This window comes from Streptosporangium sp. H16, from assembly GCF_051918855.1.
Classification (GTDB): domain Bacteria; phylum Actinomycetota; class Actinomycetes; order Streptosporangiales; family Streptosporangiaceae; genus Streptosporangium.
This window is the reverse complement of record NZ_JBPXMD010000035.1, coordinates 47,790-67,719: the sequence shown is the minus strand read 5'-3', so window position 1 is coordinate 67,719 and position 19,930 is coordinate 47,790. Positions and strand designations below refer to the sequence as shown.

At 67.5% G+C, this 19,930-nt stretch carries 28 protein-coding genes, 1 tRNA gene and 1 other annotated feature; of the genes, 13 read left to right on the top strand and 16 right to left on the bottom strand.

What is annotated here, in order from left to right:
• Positions 1-120: 120 nt before the first annotated feature.
• Complete coding sequence (locus ACTOQ2_RS36830) at positions 121-387, bottom strand: GntR family transcriptional regulator (RefSeq protein ID WP_440105546.1); 267 nt, start codon at positions 385-387, stop codon at positions 121-123.
• 261 nt (positions 388-648) lie between these two features.
• Between ACTOQ2_RS36830 and ACTOQ2_RS36825 the strand changes: the two genes are divergently transcribed.
• Both ACTOQ2_RS36825 and ACTOQ2_RS36820 read left to right on the top strand, forming a co-directional pair.
• A complete protein-coding gene (locus ACTOQ2_RS36825; RefSeq protein ID WP_440105544.1) occupies positions 649-948 on the top strand; it encodes a hypothetical protein in 300 nt (99 codons plus the stop codon).
• A gap of 23 nt (positions 949-971) precedes the next feature.
• Positions 972-1,517, top strand: coding sequence for a hypothetical protein (locus ACTOQ2_RS36820; RefSeq protein ID WP_440105542.1), 546 nt, complete (start codon positions 972-974; stop codon positions 1,515-1,517).
• Here ACTOQ2_RS36820 and ACTOQ2_RS36815 read toward each other — a convergent pair.
• The 3 genes from ACTOQ2_RS36815 to ACTOQ2_RS36805 form a co-directional block, all read right to left on the bottom strand.
• Complete coding sequence (locus ACTOQ2_RS36815; protein ID WP_440105540.1) at positions 1,453-2,046, bottom strand: guanylate kinase; 594 nt, start codon at positions 2,044-2,046, stop codon at positions 1,453-1,455. The genes ACTOQ2_RS36820 and ACTOQ2_RS36815 overlap by 65 nt on opposite strands.
• The gene (locus ACTOQ2_RS36810) at positions 2,043-2,783 is read right to left on the bottom strand and encodes an AAA family ATPase (RefSeq protein WP_440105538.1); all 741 of its coding nucleotides are present in this window, start codon (positions 2,781-2,783) and stop codon (positions 2,043-2,045) included. The genes ACTOQ2_RS36815 and ACTOQ2_RS36810 overlap by 4 nt, the downstream gene beginning before the upstream one ends.
• A 577-nt stretch (positions 2,784-3,360) precedes the next feature.
• Positions 3,361-3,726, bottom strand: a complete 366-nt coding sequence (locus ACTOQ2_RS36805) for a winged helix-turn-helix domain-containing protein (RefSeq protein ID WP_440105536.1) — start codon at positions 3,724-3,726, stop codon at positions 3,361-3,363.
• Between the two features lie 181 nt (positions 3,727-3,907).
• Between ACTOQ2_RS36805 and ACTOQ2_RS36800 the strand changes: the two genes are divergently transcribed.
• From ACTOQ2_RS36800 to ACTOQ2_RS36765, 8 genes are all read left to right on the top strand, one after another.
• Complete coding sequence (locus ACTOQ2_RS36800) at positions 3,908-4,255, top strand: SCO3933 family regulatory protein (RefSeq protein WP_440105534.1); 348 nt, start codon at positions 3,908-3,910, stop codon at positions 4,253-4,255.
• Positions 4,252-5,625: an FtsK/SpoIIIE domain-containing protein gene (locus ACTOQ2_RS36795; protein WP_440105532.1), complete on the top strand. Its 1,374-nt coding sequence runs from the start codon at positions 4,252-4,254 to the stop codon at positions 5,623-5,625. The genes ACTOQ2_RS36800 and ACTOQ2_RS36795 overlap by 4 nt, the downstream gene beginning before the upstream one ends.
• A 27-nt stretch (positions 5,626-5,652) precedes the next feature.
• Positions 5,653-6,354, top strand: coding sequence for a DUF2637 domain-containing protein (locus ACTOQ2_RS36790; RefSeq protein ID WP_440105530.1), 702 nt, complete (start codon positions 5,653-5,655; stop codon positions 6,352-6,354).
• 11 nt (positions 6,355-6,365) lie between these two features.
• On the top strand, positions 6,366-6,542 hold the full coding sequence (locus ACTOQ2_RS36785) for a hypothetical protein (protein ID WP_344899363.1): 177 nt from the start codon (positions 6,366-6,368) through the stop codon (positions 6,540-6,542).
• Positions 6,539-6,679: a hypothetical protein gene (locus ACTOQ2_RS36780; protein WP_440105528.1), complete on the top strand. Its 141-nt coding sequence runs from the start codon at positions 6,539-6,541 to the stop codon at positions 6,677-6,679. The genes ACTOQ2_RS36785 and ACTOQ2_RS36780 overlap by 4 nt, the downstream gene beginning before the upstream one ends.
• A 103-nt stretch (positions 6,680-6,782) precedes the next feature.
• Positions 6,783-8,174 carry a replication initiator gene (locus tag ACTOQ2_RS36775; RefSeq protein WP_440105526.1) on the top strand — a complete coding sequence of 464 codons (1,392 nt, stop codon included), beginning with the start codon at positions 6,783-6,785 and terminating at the stop codon, positions 8,172-8,174.
• On the top strand, positions 8,158-8,352 hold the full coding sequence (locus ACTOQ2_RS36770; protein WP_344899357.1) for a helix-turn-helix transcriptional regulator: 195 nt from the start codon (positions 8,158-8,160) through the stop codon (positions 8,350-8,352). Before ACTOQ2_RS36775 ends, ACTOQ2_RS36770 begins: the two co-directional genes overlap by 17 nt.
• A complete protein-coding gene (locus ACTOQ2_RS36765) occupies positions 8,349-9,716 on the top strand; it encodes a tyrosine-type recombinase/integrase (protein WP_440105524.1) in 1,368 nt (455 codons plus the stop codon). The genes ACTOQ2_RS36770 and ACTOQ2_RS36765 overlap by 4 nt, the downstream gene beginning before the upstream one ends.
• A gap of 44 nt (positions 9,717-9,760) precedes the next feature.
• Here ACTOQ2_RS36765 and ACTOQ2_RS36760 read toward each other — a convergent pair whose 3' ends face one another.
• The 5 genes from ACTOQ2_RS36760 to ACTOQ2_RS36740 all read right to left on the bottom strand — a co-directional run bounded on the left by ACTOQ2_RS36760 (position 9,761) and on the right by ACTOQ2_RS36740 (position 12,587).
• On the bottom strand, positions 9,761-10,171 hold the full coding sequence (locus tag ACTOQ2_RS36760) for an NUDIX hydrolase (RefSeq protein WP_440105522.1): 411 nt from the start codon (positions 10,169-10,171) through the stop codon (positions 9,761-9,763).
• Between the two features lie 44 nt (positions 10,172-10,215).
• Positions 10,216-11,465, bottom strand: a protein-coding gene (locus tag ACTOQ2_RS36755; protein ID WP_440105520.1) for an IS3 family transposase whose coding sequence is annotated in 2 segments (ribosomal slippage) — positions 10,216-11,156 and positions 11,156-11,465 — 1,251 coding nt in all. Because the reading frame shifts where the segments join, the coding sequence is not laid out codon by codon here.
• Positions 11,050-11,163, bottom strand: a sequence feature (AL1L pseudoknot). It overlaps the preceding gene by 114 nt.
• Positions 11,408-11,572: a hypothetical protein gene (locus tag ACTOQ2_RS36750; protein ID WP_440105563.1), complete on the bottom strand. Its 165-nt coding sequence runs from the start codon at positions 11,570-11,572 to the stop codon at positions 11,408-11,410. Before ACTOQ2_RS36750 ends, ACTOQ2_RS36755 begins: the two co-directional genes overlap by 58 nt.
• Positions 11,573-11,622: 50 nt before the next feature.
• A complete protein-coding gene (locus tag ACTOQ2_RS36745; RefSeq protein WP_440105519.1) occupies positions 11,623-12,276 on the bottom strand; it encodes an HAD family hydrolase in 654 nt (217 codons plus the stop codon).
• 238 nt (positions 12,277-12,514) lie between these two features.
• Positions 12,515-12,587, bottom strand: a tRNA-Arg gene (locus ACTOQ2_RS36740).
• Positions 12,588-13,700: 1,113 nt separating this feature from the next.
• On the opposite strand from ACTOQ2_RS36740, the gene ACTOQ2_RS36735 reads away from it, so the two are divergent.
• Entirely contained in the window at positions 13,701-14,780 is a 1,080-nt protein-coding gene (locus ACTOQ2_RS36735; protein WP_440105517.1) for a D-alanyl-D-alanine carboxypeptidase family protein, read from the top strand.
• A gap of 55 nt (positions 14,781-14,835) precedes the next feature.
• Here ACTOQ2_RS36735 and ACTOQ2_RS36730 read toward each other — a convergent pair whose 3' ends face one another.
• The 5 genes from ACTOQ2_RS36730 to ACTOQ2_RS36710 form a co-directional block, all read right to left on the bottom strand.
• Positions 14,836-15,036 (bottom strand): DUF397 domain-containing protein, encoded by a 201-nt coding sequence (locus ACTOQ2_RS36730; protein ID WP_440105516.1) that lies wholly within the window; start codon positions 15,034-15,036, stop codon positions 14,836-14,838.
• Positions 15,037-15,063: 27 nt separating this feature from the next.
• Positions 15,064-15,261 (bottom strand): DUF397 domain-containing protein, encoded by a 198-nt coding sequence (locus ACTOQ2_RS36725; RefSeq protein ID WP_440072472.1) that lies wholly within the window; start codon positions 15,259-15,261, stop codon positions 15,064-15,066.
• A 19-nt stretch (positions 15,262-15,280) separates the two neighbouring features.
• Positions 15,281-16,129 (bottom strand): helix-turn-helix domain-containing protein, encoded by an 849-nt coding sequence (locus ACTOQ2_RS36720; protein ID WP_440105561.1) that lies wholly within the window; start codon positions 16,127-16,129, stop codon positions 15,281-15,283.
• 140 nt (positions 16,130-16,269) lie between these two features.
• Positions 16,270-16,533, bottom strand: a complete 264-nt coding sequence (locus tag ACTOQ2_RS36715; RefSeq protein WP_440105514.1) for a winged helix-turn-helix domain-containing protein — start codon at positions 16,531-16,533, stop codon at positions 16,270-16,272.
• A 321-nt stretch (positions 16,534-16,854) separates the two neighbouring features.
• Positions 16,855-17,055 (bottom strand): hypothetical protein, encoded by a 201-nt coding sequence (locus tag ACTOQ2_RS36710; RefSeq protein WP_440105512.1) that lies wholly within the window; start codon positions 17,053-17,055, stop codon positions 16,855-16,857.
• Between the two features lie 373 nt (positions 17,056-17,428).
• On the opposite strand from ACTOQ2_RS36710, the gene ACTOQ2_RS36705 reads away from it, so the two are divergent.
• Together ACTOQ2_RS36705 and ACTOQ2_RS36700 are read left to right on the top strand one after the other, a co-directional pair.
• A complete protein-coding gene (locus tag ACTOQ2_RS36705; protein WP_440105511.1) occupies positions 17,429-17,668 on the top strand; it encodes a hypothetical protein in 240 nt (79 codons plus the stop codon).
• Positions 17,665-17,982 carry a hypothetical protein gene (locus tag ACTOQ2_RS36700; protein WP_440105509.1) on the top strand — a complete coding sequence of 106 codons (318 nt, stop codon included), beginning with the start codon at positions 17,665-17,667 and terminating at the stop codon, positions 17,980-17,982. The genes ACTOQ2_RS36705 and ACTOQ2_RS36700 overlap by 4 nt, the downstream gene beginning before the upstream one ends.
• Before the next feature lie 66 nt (positions 17,983-18,048).
• On the opposite strand, the gene ACTOQ2_RS36695 is transcribed toward ACTOQ2_RS36700, so the two are convergent.
• Complete coding sequence (locus ACTOQ2_RS36695; RefSeq protein WP_440105507.1) at positions 18,049-18,654, bottom strand: RcpC/CpaB family pilus assembly protein; 606 nt, start codon at positions 18,652-18,654, stop codon at positions 18,049-18,051.
• 373 nt (positions 18,655-19,027) lie between these two features.
• The gene (locus ACTOQ2_RS36690; RefSeq protein WP_440105505.1) at positions 19,028-19,837 is read right to left on the bottom strand and encodes an S-methyl-5'-thioadenosine phosphorylase; all 810 of its coding nucleotides are present in this window, start codon (positions 19,835-19,837) and stop codon (positions 19,028-19,030) included.
• Positions 19,838-19,930: the final 93 nt, after the last annotated feature.

Sequence of the window (19,930 nt, the reverse complement as noted above, 5' to 3'; positions counted from 1 at the left end):
CCGCAGCGCGGCCAGCGACCGCCCACGCGCGCGGGACGCCGCAGGCGGCACGCGCCTTGAAGACGTAGAGAAAGTTCTCATCCAGAGTGAGCGGGCTCTGATGATCTTGAGGCCGAGTGGCTACTCGGATGTCTCGCCGGGGTCACTGGTGCGTTCCTCGGCGGTGGTGACGAAGCTGCCCATGCCGCGTTCGGTGCGGATCCATCGGTCCTTGCGCAGGGCGTTCATGACCTTCTGGGCGGTCTGGGTGGCGATGCCGAACTCTTGGGTGAGGTCGACGACCGAGGGGATTCGCTGGCCCGCCTTGTACTGGCCGGCTTCGATGCGCTGGACGATGATGTCTCGCACCTGGCGCCACCTGGGCAGATCGTCCCGCAACTCGGTCATGAGTACACGGTAGGAACCCGTAGTGGAGGGCACTCCAGCGGAACATACTGCTGTGTTCTATGGTGTACCACGGTATTGCTTGTCTATGATGCAGCCGTGGGCATCGGTGAGTGGTGGGCCTACCGGCCCGGGACGGCCGCTTCCTCATACCGGTCCGTTCCTCGGTGCAGGAGGGCTCCGAGGGACCCGGTCCCGGGCTCCACTCACCGATGCCCGCCGAACAAGGGCCTTCGCCGGACGACACGGAGAAGAGAGCGAGTCGTGAACACCTTGGGCCACCTGGCGGCGTACTACCACGGCATCCACGTGGCTTCGCTGCACGATGGCCACGAGGTGCTCAGCTGGCGAAGCAGGATGCCGCGCTTCGACCGGATCCGGGTACGCGAGCACACCTGCGAGTGCGAACCGCTCACCTACGAGTTCTGCACCGCAGGCGGGATGGTGCTCATCCGGCGGCGCCAGGGCGAAGGCAAGAAGGTCACTCTTCGGGAGAGCGAGTGGATGCGGACCGCCGAAGGAGAGCGCCTGTGGACGGCGATCCTCACCGGGCGGGCCCGATGACGTCAAAGGTAGGAAGGGGACCCATGCCCGATCGGCTGCTCTCGGCTCCTGCGCCGGCTCCGGTGACGTACGGCCCGGTGTTCGATGGGTGGTGCGTGGAAACCGGCTCCTCGGGAGTCCTCTACGCGCGCCGCACGCTTGAACGACCGTTGGAGCGACACGAGGTGCTCGCCGGCCTCACCCGCTACCTTGTCGCGCACGGCCTGGACGAGCTGATCCGTCTCGTCGAGGGGCAACGACACATCGCGGAGTACCTGCAGGCAGGGACACCGTTGCCGGTGTGCCCGTACTGCGGGTGCGGTCAGGGAGAGGCCCCGTTGATCGTGACCGCGGACGAGTCGTCCGTCACGGCGGAGCGCTGCGCGCAGAGTCACAGGGCCGACGGGTGCGGGCACGTTCGTGTCGAGTGGACCAATGAGTTTCCGCTCCCCGACGGGGCACGCTGTCGTGACTGTGGCACCTGGTGGCGGCTCGACCTGATCCCCGACGAGGTGGCGGCCCGGCTCAATGACGGCATCCCTCCGGCTGAGAGCACCCAGCGTCCCGCAGACGATCGTAAGCTCTCATGATTTCGTGCGCCGCCGCGTCGACTCCGAGACGATCGGTGTGGATGCGCAGATGAAAGAACCCGGCGTCGGTGTTGGTCTCCAGGTCGGTGAGCGTCTCGTCCCACGCGGCAAGGCGCTTGGCGGTGTCGACGTCCCCGCGTGCCTGGGATCGCTGCTCGGTGACCTCACGCGGCACCCACAACAGCACACGGAACCACCCGTCCGGAATCGTGCCGACGAGTCGCCGCAGGTCCCGGATGTTGCCCATGTGGACGATGGGGACGTAGCCGGCCGCTTGCCGGTCTTCGATCGTCTGGTGGTCGATGGCGTAGACGTTGCCGTAGCGGTAGGTCTCGGCGACCAGCCGGCCCGCCTCGCGGAGCGTGTCCAGGTGCTCGGCGCTGACGAACTCATACCCCTCGGCGCGGCCGGTGCCGACCTTGAGCTTGGGCAGCAACGTGAACCGTGGATCCAGGCGGGTGAGAGCGGCGGTGATGGTGTCCTTGCCGCTGGCGGGCGGGCCGTAGATGACGATTCCCTGCGGGCTCACGTCAGGATCCGCTTGAGGGCTTCACGAGTCTGGTCGGCGAGGCTGATGGCCGCGCCGAGCCGGTTGTCGATGGTGACGTGTGCGGTGGGCGGGCTGGTCTCGACGTTCAGGCTCGCGGCGTACTGCTCCCAGTTCTCCAGCTTCCAGGCATCCCGGGCGGCGCCGCGGAACTCGATGTACTCGCGCATCGACTCGGGATCGCAGCGGACCCAGATCGCAGCGACGTCGATCCCCTTGGCCGCGCACCGGTTCTCCAGGCGGGCGAACCACGCCTCGTCCTTGAGTTCGGCGATGAACGGGGCCGACAGGATGGCCGAGGTGCCGACGTTGAGGTTGTCCCACGCGGTCTCCATGAGACACCGGTACTCGAAGGGACGGACCTCCTTCAGGTACAGGTCGGTGTGGCGGTCGTTGGGGTCGCCCCCGAGGGAGACGAGCAGCCGCTCGACGATGCATCGGGTCAGGGAGTCCTTGTCCAGGAACGCCCAGCCGGTGATGTCGGACAGGAAGCGGGAGAACTCCGTCTTGCCGGATCCTGCGTACCCGCCGACCAGGGCGAGGATGGGGCGGGGGCTGCCTCCGCCGTGTCGCCTGCGCCAGGCGTCGACCACGCGGCTACGGAGAAGTCCCGGTGGGGAGTCACTAGCCTCGATACCGCCGACGGAGACCTTGGTGAACGTCTCCTCGATGACCAGGGCGGCGGCATTGTCGGCGGCCGGATCGGTAGGAGCAGGCAAATCGGAAATCACAATTTCCGCTTTCTGTGATTCACCGGGCAGGGCGGGACGAAACCCTAGTTCGGGCTCGGTGGCTTCATAGAGCAGGCAGTAAGCGCGCCGGTAATGCGGGCCGGGGAACACGGTTCCCTGCTCGTGTGCCCAGAGGGTTTGGAAGTTGGCGGCCGGGACGCTCAGGCCGTGTCGGCCGGCCGCCTGGCGCAGTCGTTCGCCTGCGGCTTCGAGGGTGAGGCCGTGTGCGTCGCGGTGTTCGCGCAGGCGGGAGGGTATCCAGCCGGGTCGCTGGGTCGTCTTCGATTGCATACTTTCGCCTTCACGCTTCGGGGACGGTGCGCGGCGTGCGGTCGTGCATGTGAAAACGCATGTGTAAATGGTCGTTGAGGAGAACTGAAGAAGCTTAACTAGATCGGCGTGATACCGGAAACCCCCAGCTCACGGTGAACTTAGGGCATCGCGAAACGCGAAACACACCGCAGAGCAAGGGAGGAACCGATGGACGCCGACCCCCAGCGGATCATCTGGGAATTGACCGCGATTCGGGCAGAGCTGGACGAGTTGGCCTGCCGAATCGGTGAGATCACTTTGGCTCTGCGAAGACTGCCGCCTCCAGAGCGGCGAGTCGATCCCCCAATTCGCTGATGCTCTGGCGCGTCTGGGCGAGTTGCTCCAGGATCTCGGCGTTCACGTCCGGCGCCTCGGGCTTGGAGGTCTCGGCGGGGACCTGGCGGACGAACACGCCCTTGCCCTGCTGGCCGATCACCAGTCCCTCGGTGCGGAGCACGCTGATCGCGGCCTTGACCACGCTGGCGGAGACGTCGAAGCGCTCGCCGAGTTGGGCGATGGAGGGCAGTGCCATGCCGGGGGCGAGTGAGCCGGCGCGGATCTGGCCGCGCAGTTCGTCGACGATCTGCAAGTAGGCCGGCTGGCCGGTCTTCTCCGCCATCTATGTCTCGTCTCGTCGCATCTGCCGCATCCGCTGCGTCGTGATGCACCGTCCTGCACCACGACTCCAGTTCAGCACACCCCGGTAAAGAAGCCAACCAAGCCGTCAAGGAACTCATTGACAACATAGAATTCTAAGTGTTCTATGTGTTCCAAGAATCCCGGCTAGCAAAGGAACGATCATGCGCGCCATCCCCATCCCCGTCGACGTCACCAAGCTCCAGATCACCTGCGTCAAGGCCGCCAAGCCCCGCCTGGTCAACAAGGACACCGGCGAGATCAAGCGCGACAAGGACGGCAACGTCATGTACGAACTCACTTTCCTGTTCGAGGACGACCTCGGCCGGATGGAACTCGTCAAGGTCAACACCACCCCCGAACCGCAGATCACCCCCGGCGAGGAGGTCGTCCCGGTCGATCTGGTCGGCTACGTCTGGGAACAGGGCGGACGCTGGGGCATCTCCTACCGCGCCTCCGCCTTCCACCCCGTCGGCGCTCCCCTTACCTCCGGAGCGGGGGCGAACCTGTGATCACCCTCGACCACCCTCTGTTCAAGCTCCTCGCCGTCCTGCTCACGCTCATTGCCTGGCGCCGCTGGGCACCGGCTTCCTACTGGTACGCCCTCGTCTTTCCCCGTAAGGCCATCTGGCTGCGCTGGACCTGGCGGCACGTCGCCTCCGGCTGCGGGCTGACCAAGAAGCGGCACCGCTGGTGGTTCACCACCGTCCCCGGCCTGGTCGCCTCCACCGGCGTCGTACGCGTCAAGCGGCGCTTCCAGCGGGTCGCCGTCGACACCAAGCCCTGGATGGGTCTGCCCCGGCCCGTACGGCACGGCTTCCGCATCACCTTCCACCTCCTCGACGGCCAGGTGCCCGACGACTACGCCAAGGTCTGTGAACGACTCGCGCACGCCTGGCGCATCGAGGCGGTTCGCGTCGTCGGCTCCCGCCCCGGCCGCGTCACCCTCCAGGGCATCACCCAAGACCCTCTGACCCACGTCGCCCCCGCCTGCCCACCGACCGAACCGCGGGACGGCTGGCGGGCCGAGGACCTGCTCCGGCCGATCGTCGGAGTCCTGGAGACCGGCGCGGCCTGGCGGCTGGACCTGCGGCTCATCCCGCACTGGATGAACGCGGGCGCCACCCAGTCGGGCAAGTCCAACCTGATCAACGCGCTCATCGTCGGCTTGGCCCCGCAACCGGTCGCCCTGGTCGGCTTCGACCTCAAAGGCGGCGTCGAACTGTCGGCCTACGCCGCCCGGCTCACCGCGCTAGCCACCACCCGCACCGAGTGCCTCGACCTGCTCAGCGACCTGATCGCCGTCATGGGCGCCCGGATGCTGGCCTGCCGCCGCTACGGAGTGCGCGACATCTGGCAACTCCCCGACGCCGCACGCCCCATCCCCGTCGTGGTCCTGGTCGACGAACTCGCCGAGCTGTACCTGACCGCCGACAAAGCCGAAAAGGATCAGGTCACCCGAACGGCCACCGCACTACTGCGCATCGCCCAACTCGGCCGCGCCTTCGGCATCCACCTCATCCTGTCCGGCCAGCGCATCGGCTCCGACCTCGGCCCCGGCGTGACCGCACTGCGCGCCCAGATCGGCGGACGGGTCTGCCACCGCGTCAACGACCCCGAAACCGCCGTGATGACCCTCGGCGACCTCGACCCCGATGCCCTGGTAGCCGCCCGCTCCATCGCCCCCGAACTCCCCGGTGTCGCCGTGATCACCGGCTCCGACGGCCGCTGGTACCGCGCCCGATCCGGCTACGTCTCCACCACCGCCGCCGAACAAGCCGCGGACGCCTACGCCCATATGGCTCCCTCGTGGAACCAGGTCGCCGCCTCCGGCCTCGGCCACGAGCTGCCCAGCGCCGACACCGTCGAACTCATCGCCTGACCTCTCAGACCTGGAAGGAGAACCACCGTGACCGCGACCGCGCCTCGCCTGGCCGTACGGCTGGCCGACTCCGCACCGGTCCTGATCCTCGCGGCGATCGCCGGCGCGGCCAGCTTCACCCACATCCGCGACACCGCCACCGAACACGGACAGTCCGGCCCGATGGCCTGGGCCGTGGCCGTCTGCGTCGACCTCACCTGTGTCATGGCCGCCCGGGAACGGCAACGCGACAAGAAGAACGGACGCCAACGAGACGGCTGGATCTCCTGGCCGACCCTCGTCCTCATCGGCGGCATCGTCCTGTCCCTGGCCGCCAACCTCGCCCAGGCCGAACCCTCGCCCTGGGGATGGATCACCGCCGCGACCCCGGCCGGCGCCTTCCTGATCGCCGTCTCCATGCTGGAGCGCCGCGCCTCCGAACCCCGCCCCGAACCGTCCCCGGCACTCGTCCCCGTTCCGAACCCCGTACCCCAGACCCCGGCCCGACCCGTCGCACTCGTTCCCTCGTCCGCTCCCGCCGTACCGGATCAGAACGGTACCGAGAACGGCCAGAACGGCACCGGACCGACAGGCGAACTCCTCGACTACGCGCGCCGCGTCGCCGACGAACACCACGCCCGACACGGCAGACCCATCACCCGCGACACCCTGCGCACCCGCCTCGGGGTGTCCAGTCAACTCGCCTCCGACCTGCTGCGCACCCTGCGCGACAGCCCCCACCCCACCTGAAGGAGACCCCCATGCGCATCCGCCTCGACGGCACCTACGCCGAAATCGTCCACGCCGCCAACAAGATCCGCACCATCCTCCCGATCGGCTCGATCTCGCCGATCATCCCGCTCCACGAACGGCCACACACCTGGCGCGTGTTCCTCGATACCGCGCCCAAGCGCACCGGAAGCAGGTGGATCACATGACCGACACCCCCGACTCCCCGGCCTTCCCGATCGTCGACATCACGCCCAAGCGCTGGCGGTGCTGCCACTGCGGCGGAACCGGAGTCGACAGCCACGGCCAGACCTGCGAGCACTGCGAGGGCCTCGGATTCATCTGAGAGTCCTCAGCGCCCCCGGCGTGACCACACATCCGCCAAGACGTCCGCCACGTCGGGGGCCATCCCACACCGAACATCCACAGCCCGGAAGGGACACCCCATCATGCCAAACCCCCACGCGGTAGCCGGGATGATCACCCGGCTCCACGACCCCCAATACGCCCGCTGGGCCTCCCAGATCCGCCGGACCGGCGGCTGCCGACAGCCCATCCACCTGCGCGGCCACGTCCACCACCTCGACCCCGCCACCGGCACCAGGCTGCACACCTACACCACCACGACCGAACCGGACGGCATCCTGCGCGTCCCCTGCAAGACCCGCCGCGCCTCCCGCTGCCCGGCCTGCGCCGAGACCTACCGGGCCGACACCTACCAACTCATCCGCGCCGGCCTGACCGGCGGCAAAGGCGTCCCGACCTCGGTCACCGCGCACCCCTGCCTGTTCGTCACCCTCACCGCCCCCTCCTTCGGCGTCGTCCACACCCGGCGAGAGAAGAACGGCACCGTCCTGCCGTGTCACGCCCGCCGCGACGCGACCACCTGCCCGCACGGGCGCGTCATGTCCTGCACCGCCCGGCACGGGGCCGACGATAACCGCCTCGGGGAACCGCTCTGCCCGGACTGCTACGACTACGCGGGCTCAGTGCTGTTCAACGCCACCTCCCCGGAGCTGTGGCGGCGCTTCACCGAAGCTCTCCGCCGACGCGTCGCCAAGAACGCCGGGCTGACACAGCGGGAGCTACGGCAACAGGCCGTCATCTCCTTCGCCAAGGTCGCCGAGTACCAGCGGCGCGGCGTCGTCCACTTCCACGCGGTCATCCGCGTCGACGGCCCCGAAGGGCCGGCCACGACTCCACCGGCCTGGGCGACGGCCGACCTGATGACCGACGCCGTACAGCACGCCGCCTCCGCCGTCGCGGTCACCGTCCCTGCGGTACCCGGCGAACCCGCGCGGGCCTTCCAGTGGGGCACTCAACTCGACGTCCGCGAGATCACCATGACCGGCGACCTCACCGACCAGGCCGTAGCCGCCTACATCGCCAAGTACGCCACCAAAGCCGCCGAATGTGTCGGCACCCTGGACCGGCGCATCAACCCCCTCGACGACCTGACCGCCCTGCCGATCCGCGACCACGCCCGACGGCTCATCGCCGAGTGCCTGCGCCTGGGCGCCCTCGACGAACTGACCGAACTGCGGCTCATCAAATGGGCGAACATGCTGGGCTTCCGCGGCCACTTCTCCACCAAGAGCCGCCGCTACTCCACCACCCTCGGCGACATCCGCCAGGAACGCACCGACTACATGCGCGGTGAGGCGATCAGCACCGGACGGCTTCCGCTCTTCGACGAGGACACCGTCCTCGTGATCGCCGAATGGGAGTACGCCGGACAAGGTCTGTCGATCGGAGACGCTCTCCTCGCTGCCGCACTGACGGGGAGACCCTTGCCCCTGCCTCCGGTGCTCGGGGAGGTGTGCGATGCCTCGGCCCGATGACCGACTCCTCACCGTGCCCGAAGTGCTCACCGTGCTGAACGGAATCTCCCGTCGCACCTTCTACCGGTGGCGGGAACTCGGCAAGGCGCCAGCCTGCATCCAGTACCCCAATGACGAGCTGCGTGTTCGGCGCAGCGACCTCGAAGCGTGGCTCGACTCGCTGCGGGAGGCGTCGTGACCGTCACCTACGAAGTGCGTATCTGGGAAGTCCGCCGGAACCAGTCCAGCAAGGCGCCGTCCTTCGAAGCACGTTGGAAGGCCGGCACCAAGTCACGATCCAAGACCTTCCGGACCAAGGCGTTGGCCGAGAACTTTCTGTCCGACCTTCGTCAGGCGGCGAGGAAGGGGGAGGCGTTCGACGTCGCCACCGGATTGCCGCTCTCGATGCTGGCGGCCTCTGAGCCTTCGGGACCCACTTTCATGCAGTTCGCGCAGTCGTACGTGGTCAACCGGTGGCGCAGGACGGCTCCTCGGACACGGGAGACCGAGGCGTACGCGCTGCTGTCGCTGATCCCGGCGCTGGTGGCCGACGTACCGGACCGGCCCGAGGACGACGAACTACGGCAGGTGCTACGTGACCACGTGCTGCTTCCGGAAGACCGCCGGGAGACGCTGACCCGTGTGCAGACCGTGGCGCTGCGCTGGCTGGAGAAGGCATCCCTTCCACTGGCGGATCTCCAGGAGGCGCGCGTTGTCCGTATCGCGCTCGACGTCATCTCGGTCACCTTCGACGGCAAGGAGGCCGCAGCCAACACGGTACGGCGGAAGCGGGCCATCCTTCATCACCTCCTGGAGCTGGCGGTAGAACAGAAGGTGTTCACGACCAATCCGCTGCATGAGATCAAGTGGAAGCCACCCAAGGCCGTCAACGTCGTCGACCCTCGCACGGTGATCAATCCGGCTCAGGCGAAGCAGCTCCTCGCCGCTGTGCCCAAGGTCGGCCGCACTCGGGGAGTTCGACTCAGAGCCCTGTTCGCTTGCATTTACTACGCGGGTCTGCGGCCGGAGGAGGCTGCGGACCTTCGTCTGAAGAACTGCACCCTGCCCGAAACGGGATGGGGTCAGATCATCCTGGAGAGGGCGAGACCGCAGGCGAACAAGCGATGGACCAACTCGGGGGAGACTCACGAGTCCCGCAGCCTCAAGCACCGAGCGAAGAAGGAAACCAGGGAGATCCCCATCCCGCCTGTCCTGGTCACCATTCTCCGTGAGCACATCGACGCCTACGGCACCGAGGACGACGGCCGGCTCTTTCGGACGACCAAGGGGGGTTCCTACTCCAGCTCGGCATGCTCCTACGTCTGGCAGGAAGCGCGAGCGCTCGTCTTCACCGATGAGCAGGTGAGGTCATCGCTCGCCGCCCGGCCCTACGACTTGCGACACGCTGCCCTGTCCCTCTGGCTCAATGCGGGCGTACCGGCTACCGAGGTAGCCAAACGAGCCGGGCACAGCGTGGAGGTCCTCCACCGGGTGTACGCCAAATGTATGGAGGGTCAACAGGAACGGATGAACGGGAAGATCGGCAACGCTCTCGGCGAATGATTCCCATAAATGCTCGACTCCAGGCCTCGGCGCAAGCCGGGGCCTCAACCTATGTGCGGCTTGTCCGATCCTTCGAGGAAGTGGCGGATCCGCAGTCGCATTGAGCGGTCCATCGACAGTGAGCAAACCGCGTCCCGCGGCACCCAACGCACTTCCCGGGATTCATCGCTTGGCGTCGGCTCCCCGTCGACGACTCGGCCGGTGAGCACGATGGAGAACTCCTGCCGGGCCTCGCCGTTGCTGGTGTAGAGAATCACGTGTTTGGGGTCGGTGTACGTTCCGACAAGGCCGGTGATCTCACACTCGATCCCCGTCTCCTCCAACGTCTCGCGGATCGCGGCCTCGGGCAGGGACTCGCCAAGGTCGATCGCGCCGCCGGGTAGGGCCCAGTTGCCGTTGTCGCTACGAAGGATCATCAGGATCTCGCCCGCCTCGTTGGTGACTACGACGTTCACTGACGGAACCAGGCTGAACCGCGCCGGGTTTCGTGGAGACTCGGCTACTTGGTTTCTACAGCGGTGAGTGCGGCCTGTTGGTGACGGTAGTGGATCGCTTCGTACTCTGCGGGCGGGATGTTGCCGCAGGAGGTGTGCAGACGGCGATGGTTGAACCAGTCGAGGTACTCCAACGTCGCCAACTCGACGTCGTCCATGTTCTTCCAGGGGCCGTTGCGGCGGATCAGCTCGGCCTTGAACAGGCCGTTGAAGGATTCAGCCAGGGCATTGTCATAGGAGTCTCCGCGGCTGCCGACCGAGGCGACCGCGCCGGTGTCGGCCAGGCGTTCGGTGTAGCGAATCGCTAGGTATTGCACCCCGCGATCGGAGTGATGCACCAACTCCGACAAGTCCGCCGACTTCTCCTGGCCGCGACGCCACAGGGCCATCTCCAAAGCGTCCAAGGCCAGGTCGGTGCGTAGATGCGTGGCGATCTGCCAGCCCACGACCATCCGGGAGTACACGTCGATGACGAACGCCGCGTACACCCAGCCCGACCAGGTACGGATATAGGTCAGATCAGCGACCCAGAGCCGGTTCGGCACCGGAGCATGGAAGTTACGGCCCACCAGATCGGCCGGCCGATCGGTCTGAGCGCCGGCGATGGTGGTTCGCCTGCTCTTGCCGCGGACCAGCCCGACGATACCCAGCTCGCCCATCAGCCGCTGGACCGTGCACCGGGCGACCTCGTGCCCTTCGCGACGCAACTGCCGGTAGATCTTGCGGGCGCCGTAGCAGGAGTAGTTGTCCTGATAGATGCGGGTGATCTCCGCCTTGAGCCGCTCATCGCGCATCGCTCGCGCGGACGGCGGCCGGGTGCGGGCTGCGTAGTACGTCGAGGGCGCGCTGTGCAGGACCCGACAGATCGGCTCGATGCCCCACTGGGTGTGGTGAGCGTCGATGAAGGCGTTCATCTGGGCGGTCGAGGGTCGAGCTCCCTGGCGAAAAAAGCCGACGCCGCCTTGAGGATCTCGTTGGCGCGGCGCAACTCGCGAACCTCTCGCTCCAGCTCCGCGATCCGCTTGGCCTCATCGGTGCTTGTCCCGTGCCGCTGACCGCCGTCGACCTCGGCCTGCCTGACCCAACTACGCAGCGACTCCGACCCGATGCCCAGCTGCCGGGCGACACGGGTGATGACGCCGAACGACTCTCCGGACTGCTCCGTGGCCTCCTGCACCATCCGAACGGCCCGCTCTTTCAACTCCGGCGGATACCGACGCTGAGCGGGATGCGAAGAACCAGATCGACCTGACATGAGCTCCATCCTTTCCAACCGATGAAGCCTCCATCAATCCCGGCGCGGTTCAGGCTGTTGGGCTTGGGGGCGGCGGGGTCGTCGTGGAAGTCGATCCGGCGGGCCATGGATCAGGACTCTACTGACGTTCCTGCGGCCCATCAGCCTCTCCGGAAAGTCACTCGCCGACGGTTCGCAAGATGTCCATCGCGTGCATCACATCGGTGACTACATGGTCTGGCGGGCGCTCATGACCGGTCCAGGCTCCGCGACCGATCCAGACCGTACACAGGCCGGCCGAGTGCCCCCCGCCGACATCCGCGACGGGGTGGTCTCCGACCATCCACCCTCCCTTGGCGAGGTCTGTGCCGCACCGCTTGGCAGCGATCTCGAACAGGCCCGTGTCGGGTTTGCGGATGCCCTCGATGCCCGAAAGTGCGTAGCCGTCGACGGCGTCGCCCAAGCCCGTTTGCTGGATCTTGCCGAGTTGGTTGTCCGCCGTGCCGTTGGTGACGATCCCTACCCGCCATCCGAGCGCGCGTAGCTCTGCCAGCGCGGTCATGACCTCGGGACGACACTCGACAAGATGGGGCATACGGCGGCGGTACGCGGCCCACAGATTTGCTGCTGAAGTGGAGAGCTTGAATCGCTCGCGCACCTTGGCGAAGAACAGCTCACGATGAGGCAGGCCGTTACGGTCCAGCTTGATCATGTAATCGACGGCTTTCCGGCCGAGACGATGTTCCTCGGTGAACTCCTCCGCCCAGACCTGGAAGGCGGCGTCCAGGTCGATGAGTGTGTTGTCCAGATCGAAGAGCGCCAATCGCTGCACGATGTCCGATCCTAGGTGGTGTCGGCTCTGCCTCCGGGCTACTGTCCGGTCCCGTGGGATCGCCCAGCTCTAGTTCGCCACGACGAGGTGCGACCTGCGGAAACGCTTCAAGATTCATCCCACGCATATCCCACGGCCGCTGACATACGGCTGCCCACTGTGGCACACGGCTGCATGGAGCCGGGGAACAAGGAGAAGAACATGCCCAGGTCAAAGGCGTGATCGCTGGTCGGAAGAGTGCCCCCGGCATGATTCGAACATGCGACACCCGCTTTAGGAGAGCGGTGCTCTATCCCCTGAGCTACGGAGGCAGGGGCTCCTAGTAAGAGTAGCGAAAGTGGCGAGTGGTTGCGCGCCCTGAGGGGGAGTTGGGGGCAGAGGGTGGGTTATCGCTTCGCTGGCCTGGAGTAAAAGGGCGGCAAGTGGGCGGGTGTGGGCTGGTGGGCGAGGTTAGCGTCACGTTCCGTGATCGACAGGCGACGGAAGCGCATTCGCGGGCATCGCGCCCTGCGACCGGTGGTGCTGTGTGGTGCGATGCTGGCGCCCGCGCTTCTGGCCGGGGGGTTACTGGTGGCCGAGCTCACCGGCTACGAGGCTGCCGTTCAGATGACCGACGCCGATGGGGAGCCTGAGGGGCCTGGAGAGGCCGAAGGGCACGGAAAAGCCGAAAAGGCCAGGGAAGCCGCACAGGCGGAAGAGACGGAAGAGCTCGAAAGGTCCGAGGAAGCCGAGCTGCTTCGCGACGACGGAGGTCTCTGGGCGAAGGGCGGGGAGCGGCGGGGCTCCCCGGAGAGTGGGGGAGCTTGGACCGGTGTGGCGTCCCGGCTGGGGGCCGGGGGGCCTGGCGGGTCACCGGACGAGGAGCCGCCGGGGGACGCGGTGGCCGTGGTGCCGGTCGTAATCGGGCCCGTACGGAGCCGGATGTTCGAGGCGAGGCTGGTGCCTCCGCCATTGCGGCCGGAGCGGGTGTACGGGGGATGGGTACCCGTCGCGGCGAAATCGGGAGTGCGTCGCGCGGAGGAGGGCCCGAGTGGGTCCGGCCAGTTGGATGGTGCCCATGAGTCGAATGGGACGGATGGTGTGGATGAGCCAGATGTGGTCGTTCCCATAAAGACCCGCCCGCAAGGCTCCAGAGGGCCACGGAAGGTGGCATTGCCGCCCTCTGTGGCACCTGAGCCTCGGGGGGAGCGGACGCCGCCACTCGCGCCACCTGAGCCCCGCGACGGGTGTTCGGCGGAGTGGAAGGGGACGTGGCTCTGGGAGGTCTGCAAGAAGCGCGGGCGGCAAGAAGTCTGACTTGTCCGGTCCCAAAATGGGGTGTTCGGCGCATAACGGCTGTGGGGAGTCTGGCCCGTGCACTTGGTCAGCTGTAGTAGCGTGCGTGCCTGACCCAGGTCACGAGTTCGCAAACGGAGGGGTCGAACGTGCCACCTCGTCGATCAGCGGGTCTGATCGCCGTCGTCGCGACGATGACTTCCTTCCTGCCGGGAGCCGCTGCCGCGCAGCGGGCGCCGGCGGAGGTTCAGGCCGTCGTCGCCGCGGAGCCGGTGAATCTCACAGAACTGCGTCGCGAGGCGGAGAAGGCCGCCAAGGATCTTGAGGCCGCGACCAAGGCGCTGGAGCAGAGGCGGACCCAGATCCGCACCTCGGAGAAGGAGCTCTCCACCAAACTGCGGGAGCTGCAGGTGGCCGAGAGGGCCTTCGCTCAGGTACGGCAGCCGCTGTCGGACCTCGTCGGGGTCCTCTACCAGCAGCCGACCGGTGGGGACGTGGCCGGTTTCCTGTCCGGTGAGTCCGACACCGACACCCTGCGTGCGATGGCCGGTCTCACCCAGATCGTCGCCGAGCGCGACCTGATCCTTGAGGACAGCAGCCGCCTGCAGCTGGAACGGGAGCGCCTGGCGGGCGAGGCGCAGGAACTCCGGGCGAGCAACCTCCTCGCGGAGGCGCAGATGGGCGCCGAGATCGAGACGCTCAGGGTGCGCTCGCAGAAGATCGTGCAGTCCCTGACCAAGGCCCTGGTGAAGCTGGGCGTCAAGATCAACAAGAAGGGGCAGCCGGCGGCCGGGTGCGACCCGACCAGGGCGACCTCGATGAGCGAGTTCCCCAACGGGCTCATCCCGCAGGCGTACCTCTGCCCCCTCCAGCAGCGGGGCAACCAGCTGCGGGGGGACGCCGCGCTCGCGTTCATCAGCCTCAACGAGGCGTACAAGCGGCAGTTCGGCAGGCCGATGTGCGTGACCGACAGCTACCGGAGCCTGGCCGAGCAGCAGTCGGTCTACTACACCCGTCCAGGCCTGGCGGCGATCCCGGGCCGCAGCAACCACGGCCTGGGACTCGCCGTCGACCTGTGCGGGGGCGTCGAGCGCTTCCGCTCGGCCGAGTTCAACTGGCTGGAGACCAACGGCAAGAAGTTCGGCTGGATTCACCCCAAGTGGGCCTACGTCAGCCCCTTCGAACCCTGGCACTGGGAGTACGACCCCAAGATCGGCTCCCTGCTGTAAGGGCTTGGTCGCGGTCTCGCGGGCGCTGTACCTGCGGCCAGTGATCGGTGTCGGGTCAGAGTTCTCCGGTGCGGATGCCTGTCAGGAAGTTGTTCCAGGCCGCGGGGGTGAAGGTCAGTGCAGGACCGTATGGGTCCTTGCTGTCGCGTACGGCGACGAGTCCCGGCAGATTGGTGGCCACCTCGACGCAATCGTTGTTGGGGCCGCTGAGGGTGGAGGTGCGGAACTCGGCGCCGGACAGGTCAGGGGAGATCATGGTTGCTCCTCAACGCTCGTCGCCGGGTCAGATCTCTCCGCTGCGGATGCCTGTCAGGAAGTCGTCCCAGGCCGTCGGAGAGAAGGTCAGCACAGGGCCGAACGGGTCCTTGCTGTCGCGTACGGCGATGAGCGCCGGCAGGTTGGTGGCCACTTCGACGCAGCCGTTGCCGCCGTCGCTGAGGGTGGATTTGCGCCACGCGGGGGTAACTGCCAGGTCCGGCATCTCGGCATCCTCCGTACGTTCAGGTTGCGGTCGCAATGGCACGGAGAAAGGTGAGGGAATCATCGGGATTAAGTGCCATCGCGCATAGATGGTTGAAAACCAGGTTGTACTGGTGCACTTCGGTATCTGCTTCGATGTAGATGCTACTCGCCAGCGTCTCGATATAAACGACGTCTGGTTGGGTGCCAGGAAGGTTCAGGATTGCGAAGGGACCAACGACGGCGGGATGCGCTCCAGCATCATGCGGTAGGACCTGAATCGTCACGTGCGGCTGCCGAGCCTGAGTAAGCAGGTGGGCGCATTGCTTGCTCATCACTTCGGGATCGCCCATTACGCGGCGGAGCGCGGCCTCGTCGATGATTGAATGGATGTGCAGGGGCTCGGGTTTGCCCAACGCGGCCTGGCGGGTCATCCGAACCTCGACGCGCCGGTCGATCTCCTCGGCCGGTTTCTGAGACATCATCGTCGCCTTGATGACAGCTCGTGCGTACTCCTCGGTCTGGAGTAGCCCGTGTACGAGCTGCATGCTGTAGCACCTGATCGCGGTGGCGTCGGACTCCAGGCCGATGTAGCCCGCGTAGTCGGATGGCAGGTCATCGTAGACGTCCCACCATCCGTGCTCACGAGCTGACGCCTGCAAGGTGATCAGACTCTGACGTACTTTCCCTGATACTCCGTAAGTGTCCAGCAGGGTGATCAAGTCGGCGGCCTTCACCCGGGATGCGCAGTGCTCGATACGGCTGATCTTGGATGGCTGCCATCCGACTCGTCGCGCCGCTTGCTCCCCGGTAAGTCCTTGGAGCTCACGAAGCCTGCGCAACTCTGATGCCAGTCGGCGCTGCCGTACCGTCGGACCCGAGCCAGCCATCATGATCCAGTCTTCCGTGAAAAATAGAAGTTTCTAAAATTCTTCCGGAAATCCTAGCGTCCTGTTGTCATCGGGAGAGATGATGCCTGCGATGTAAGAATCGCGCGACGGCTGGAGGACCACTGATGCCCCCTGTCTCGTCACCCTTCCGGGCTATGTGCGTTATGTCGCCATTCGTGCTGTGGGCGTACGTACGTTCCCTTGCCGGGGATGGTGCGAATCAGGGATTCGTCTTTCAGGATGCGCAAGACCTTCTGGATCGTGGTCCTGGCGACGCCGAACTCCTGTTCCAGCTGGGTAAGGCTAGGAATAACGGATCTTTCCCGATATTGACCACTTACTATGCGCTCACGAAGGGTGCTGTAAAGCTGCTCCCAGATTGTGCGATCTTCGTCCCACTCCATGATCCGTACCGTAAAGGGCTGCACTTTGCCCTACTCAACCTGCTCAGTCTCTACCCTGCTCCACTGTGGTGCACCAGGGTAGAGCCTGCTGCTCCTTCTGCTCGTGCCTAGTAACACGAGACCCGTCCGGCGCTGCAACGACCGGACGGGTCCTTGATCAGGAAGTGAGTCCTGACCCGTGAACAACCCTAGTGCTCCGGTTCTCGACCGGGCCACGGCGAGCGGCTGCGCCTGTTTCGCCGACGTACCGCCGTTGCCGATGGGGTGTGCCGCCTGCGGGCACGCCCCCTACGCGCACGGTTGCCCCGACCAGCCCGCCGATCATGAGCACGAGTACGCGCAGCCCTCGGGCGCCTTGATGGCCATCCGTCTGGAGGCCCGCCGCACCGGGAATCGCTCCCTGTCCTGCTTCGAGCCGCTCGCCCCCGCGCGCCGGGCCGAGGCGATCTCCCCGGTGCCCGCCCAGCGGTCCGCGGAGCAGGCCCAGGTCCAGGCCCAGTCCCATGTCCAGGCCCAGGTCACTAAGGTCTCGCCGGTGCCCGTTCTGCGTCCTCCCCGGCGGGCTCGGACCGTACCGGCGCCGTCACCGTGCCGGGTGCGCGGCCGTCGTCGCCCGCCGCTCCCATCCAGGGTCGTTCTGACCCGGCCACCCCGGCCCGGTACCGGGCGTCATCGCGCGCCCCACCCAACCCGGCCACTTCGGTCCCGGGGCATCGGGCACCACCTTGGGCGAACAACCGCCCGCATCCCGTGCCGCGCGGTGCTCACTCCAGCTCCGTACCGGCCGTCCGGCCCGTACGGTCCACCCCTCCATGTCCTTCCCCGCTTCACAAGGCGGGCCCGTCCACCGCTACCAACGACCGGACGGGCCCTTGATCGGATGGAGGTCCAATCAATGGACGATGGTAAATCCAGCACACCCGAACAGGCCATCCCCGGCTGGCGGCTGATTCTCAGTGACGCCGGGCGGCTGTGGGCCAGCCGGGAGGAGCCCTTCTCGCCGGTCGCGTTCGAGGCCGGAGCCGAACGGACCGTCGACGCCGACACTTTCGATGCACTCCGGGCTGAGACCGACCGGCAGGAGACCGTCGCCAGGGAGGCCCAGGAGCAGGCCGCGGGGCGGGTGATCTCGTGATCCGCCGCGTTCCGATCAGGCGGGCCTCCGCTCGCGGGCGCCACCGCGACGGCCTGGCCACCGCCGCCGTACCCCACTACACCTGGGATCACGAGGCCCGCGCTGAGGCTGCCCTGCTGCAGATCACCTGGCCGGGGTGGGCCGTGCTCTACGGCACTGGCAGCCGCCTCTTCCACGCCATCGCCACCTGGCCCACCCCGGAACCGCTGCTGCTCTGCGACCGGACCGTCGAGGGCCTGAAAACCCAGATGCGCGAGGCCGAGATGACCGCGATCACTCGGCGTTGGGCGCTCACCGGGACCGATCGTCCCTGAGCGGGAGGTACGGCGGCCAGAGCTTCCCGGCTCAGGTCGCCGTGCCCTCACCGGTCGTCGTGAGATTCATCCCCCGCGAGGGCCGATCGTGATGGAGAGTCGCCCGCCGGCTTGGGCGGAGGCCAGCTCGGTCGCCTGGGCCGACGTGGTGGCGAGCACGACGAGCGCGCCCCGCTCCGACTCTCCGCCCGGGGTGGCCAGGACCGTGACGTCCTTGGCCGCGATGGTCGCCGGAGCATTGCCGTCCCACGTCGAGGTGGCGGCGAGCACGTCCACCACGTCACCCGGGGAGAGCAGGCGCGCGGTCTCGGGATCGGCGACGCGTACCGGGGTGGCGACCGTCCCCTCGCCGTGGGCGGCCAACAGGCCGGGGCCGAGCAGGCGGACGTCGGTCAGCGGCTCCCCGCGCCGCGCCGGACCCGTCAGGATCTTTCCCGCGTACGGCGTGCCGGGCGTCAGGGCGCCGTCGGGGACCGTACCGGGTCTCAATGGGGCCGGTGTCAGGTCGGCCGGCTCCAGCACGCCTCCGGGAAGATCCCTGGCGGCGGTCAGGACGGTCACCGAGGCGGTGTCCGGGCGCAGCGTCAGCACGGCGCATCCCATCGCCAGGGCGGCGACGGCGGTGGCGATGAGACGGTGACGGCGGTCGAGGAAGCGGCGCAGAGCGCGCATGGCTGACTCCAAGGGTGGGAGTCGGGCGGCGCGGTGCCCGTGATGGGTGGGACATTCCCGCCGAGTGGCAGGGCGGTGCCCGTGATGGGTGGGACATCCCCGCCGAGTGGTGGCGTGGTGCCCGTGGCGGGTGGGATGCCCCGCCGAGTGGCGGGGCGGTGCCTGGGGTGGGTGGGATGCCCCGCCGAGTGGCGGGGCGGTGCCTGGGGTGGGTGGGACGCCCCGCCGAGTGGCGGGGCGGGGCGGGGCGGGGCGGGGTGGATCGAGGATTCTCGACGGATCCGGGTGGCGTGGCCGGGGGAGCGGGATTCGGCCCTTCGGGGTTCGCCGGGTGATTCACCTGGCGGTGACGCCGGGGGCGCCGGCCACAGGATCAGCCGGGGAGGTCGAAGGGGAGCTTGAGGCCGTCCAGGGCGTTCTGGCAGGGGCAGGTGCGCTCTTCGGGGAGGGCGGCGACGATGTCGCCGATGAGGGAGCGCATGCGGCCGACGTTGGTGGCGAAGAAGGCGAGGACCTCGTCGTGGGTGACCCCCTCGCCCGCCTCGACCCCGGCGTCGTGGTCGGTGACGAGGGAGACCGAGGTGTAGCAGAGGGCGAGCTCGCGGGCGAGGACGGCCTCGGGGGAGGCGGTCATGCCGATGATCGACCAGCCGTTGCCGCTGAACCAGCGGGACTCGGCGCGGGTCGAGAAGCGCGGGCCCTCGATGACCACGAGGGCGCCGCCGTCGGTCACCTCCCAGTCGGCGGAACGCGCGGTGGAGACGGCCGCCGCACGGCCCGAGGGGCAGTAGGGGTCGGCGAAGGCGACGTGGACGACGCCGTCCGCGTCGTAGTAGGTCTGCACCCGGCCCGAGGTGCGGTCGACGATCTGGTCGGGGACGACCAGGGCGCCGGGGCCGATCTCGGCGCGCAGGGAGCCGACCGCGCTGGGGGCGAGGACCTGGCGGACGCCGAGGGAACGCAGTGCCCACAGGTTCGCCCGGTAGGGGATCCGGTGCGGGGGGAAGCGGTGGTCGCGGCCGTGGCGGGGCACGAAGGCGACCGAGCGCGACCCGATCCGGCCGACGGTGACGACGTCACTGGGAGGGCCGTACGGCGTGGTGATCTCGACCTCTGTGGCGTCGTCGAGCAGGGAGTAGAAACCTGAGCCGCCGATGACTCCGATGTCCGCGCGATTGACCATGGAGCCGAGGTTAGCGCCACGGGCCGGTCCCTGAGGAGCCAGGGTGACGGCCTGTGGATAACCGCGTCCCGGGGTAGCCGCTCGATCGCTTTC

Excerpts from the sequence above, each read along its gene's own strand:
- ACTOQ2_RS36780 (WP_440105528.1), top strand. The coding sequence starts at position 6,539 with ATGACCGACACCCCCGACTCCCCGGCCTTCCCGATCGTCGACATCACG.
- ACTOQ2_RS36770 (WP_344899357.1), top strand. The coding sequence starts at position 8,158 with ATGCCTCGGCCCGATGACCGACTCCTCACCGTGCCCGAAGTGCTCACC.
- ACTOQ2_RS36715 (WP_440105514.1), bottom strand. The coding sequence starts at position 16,533 with ATGGAGTGGGACGAAGATCGCACAATCTGGGAGCAGCTTTACAGCACC.
- ACTOQ2_RS36720 (WP_440105561.1), bottom strand. The coding sequence starts at position 16,129 with ATGGCTGGCTCGGGTCCGACGGTACGGCAGCGCCGACTGGCATCAGAG.
- ACTOQ2_RS36750 (WP_440105563.1), bottom strand. The coding sequence starts at position 11,572 with ATGGCCCGCCGGATCGACTTCCACGACGACCCCGCCGCCCCCAAGCCC.
- ACTOQ2_RS36830 (WP_440105546.1), bottom strand. The coding sequence starts at position 387 with ATGACCGAGTTGCGGGACGATCTGCCCAGGTGGCGCCAGGTGCGAGAC.
- ACTOQ2_RS36730 (WP_440105516.1), bottom strand. The coding sequence starts at position 15,036 with ATGATCTCCCCTGACCTGTCCGGCGCCGAGTTCCGCACCTCCACCCTC.
- ACTOQ2_RS36775 (WP_440105526.1), top strand. The coding sequence starts at position 6,783 with ATGCCAAACCCCCACGCGGTAGCCGGGATGATCACCCGGCTCCACGAC.
- ACTOQ2_RS36695 (WP_440105507.1), bottom strand. The coding sequence starts at position 18,654 with ATGCGCGCTCTGCGCCGCTTCCTCGACCGCCGTCACCGTCTCATCGCC.
- ACTOQ2_RS36705 (WP_440105511.1), top strand. The coding sequence starts at position 17,429 with ATGGACGATGGTAAATCCAGCACACCCGAACAGGCCATCCCCGGCTGG.
- ACTOQ2_RS36800 (WP_440105534.1), top strand. The coding sequence starts at position 3,908 with ATGCGCGCCATCCCCATCCCCGTCGACGTCACCAAGCTCCAGATCACC.
- ACTOQ2_RS36785 (WP_344899363.1), top strand. The coding sequence starts at position 6,366 with ATGCGCATCCGCCTCGACGGCACCTACGCCGAAATCGTCCACGCCGCC.
- ACTOQ2_RS36820 (WP_440105542.1), top strand. The coding sequence starts at position 972 with ATGCCCGATCGGCTGCTCTCGGCTCCTGCGCCGGCTCCGGTGACGTAC.
- ACTOQ2_RS36725 (WP_440072472.1), bottom strand. The coding sequence starts at position 15,261 with ATGCCGGACCTGGCAGTTACCCCCGCGTGGCGCAAATCCACCCTCAGC.
- ACTOQ2_RS36805 (WP_440105536.1), bottom strand. The coding sequence starts at position 3,726 with ATGGCGGAGAAGACCGGCCAGCCGGCCTACTTGCAGATCGTCGACGAA.
- ACTOQ2_RS36690 (WP_440105505.1), bottom strand. The coding sequence starts at position 19,837 with ATGGTCAATCGCGCGGACATCGGAGTCATCGGCGGCTCAGGTTTCTAC.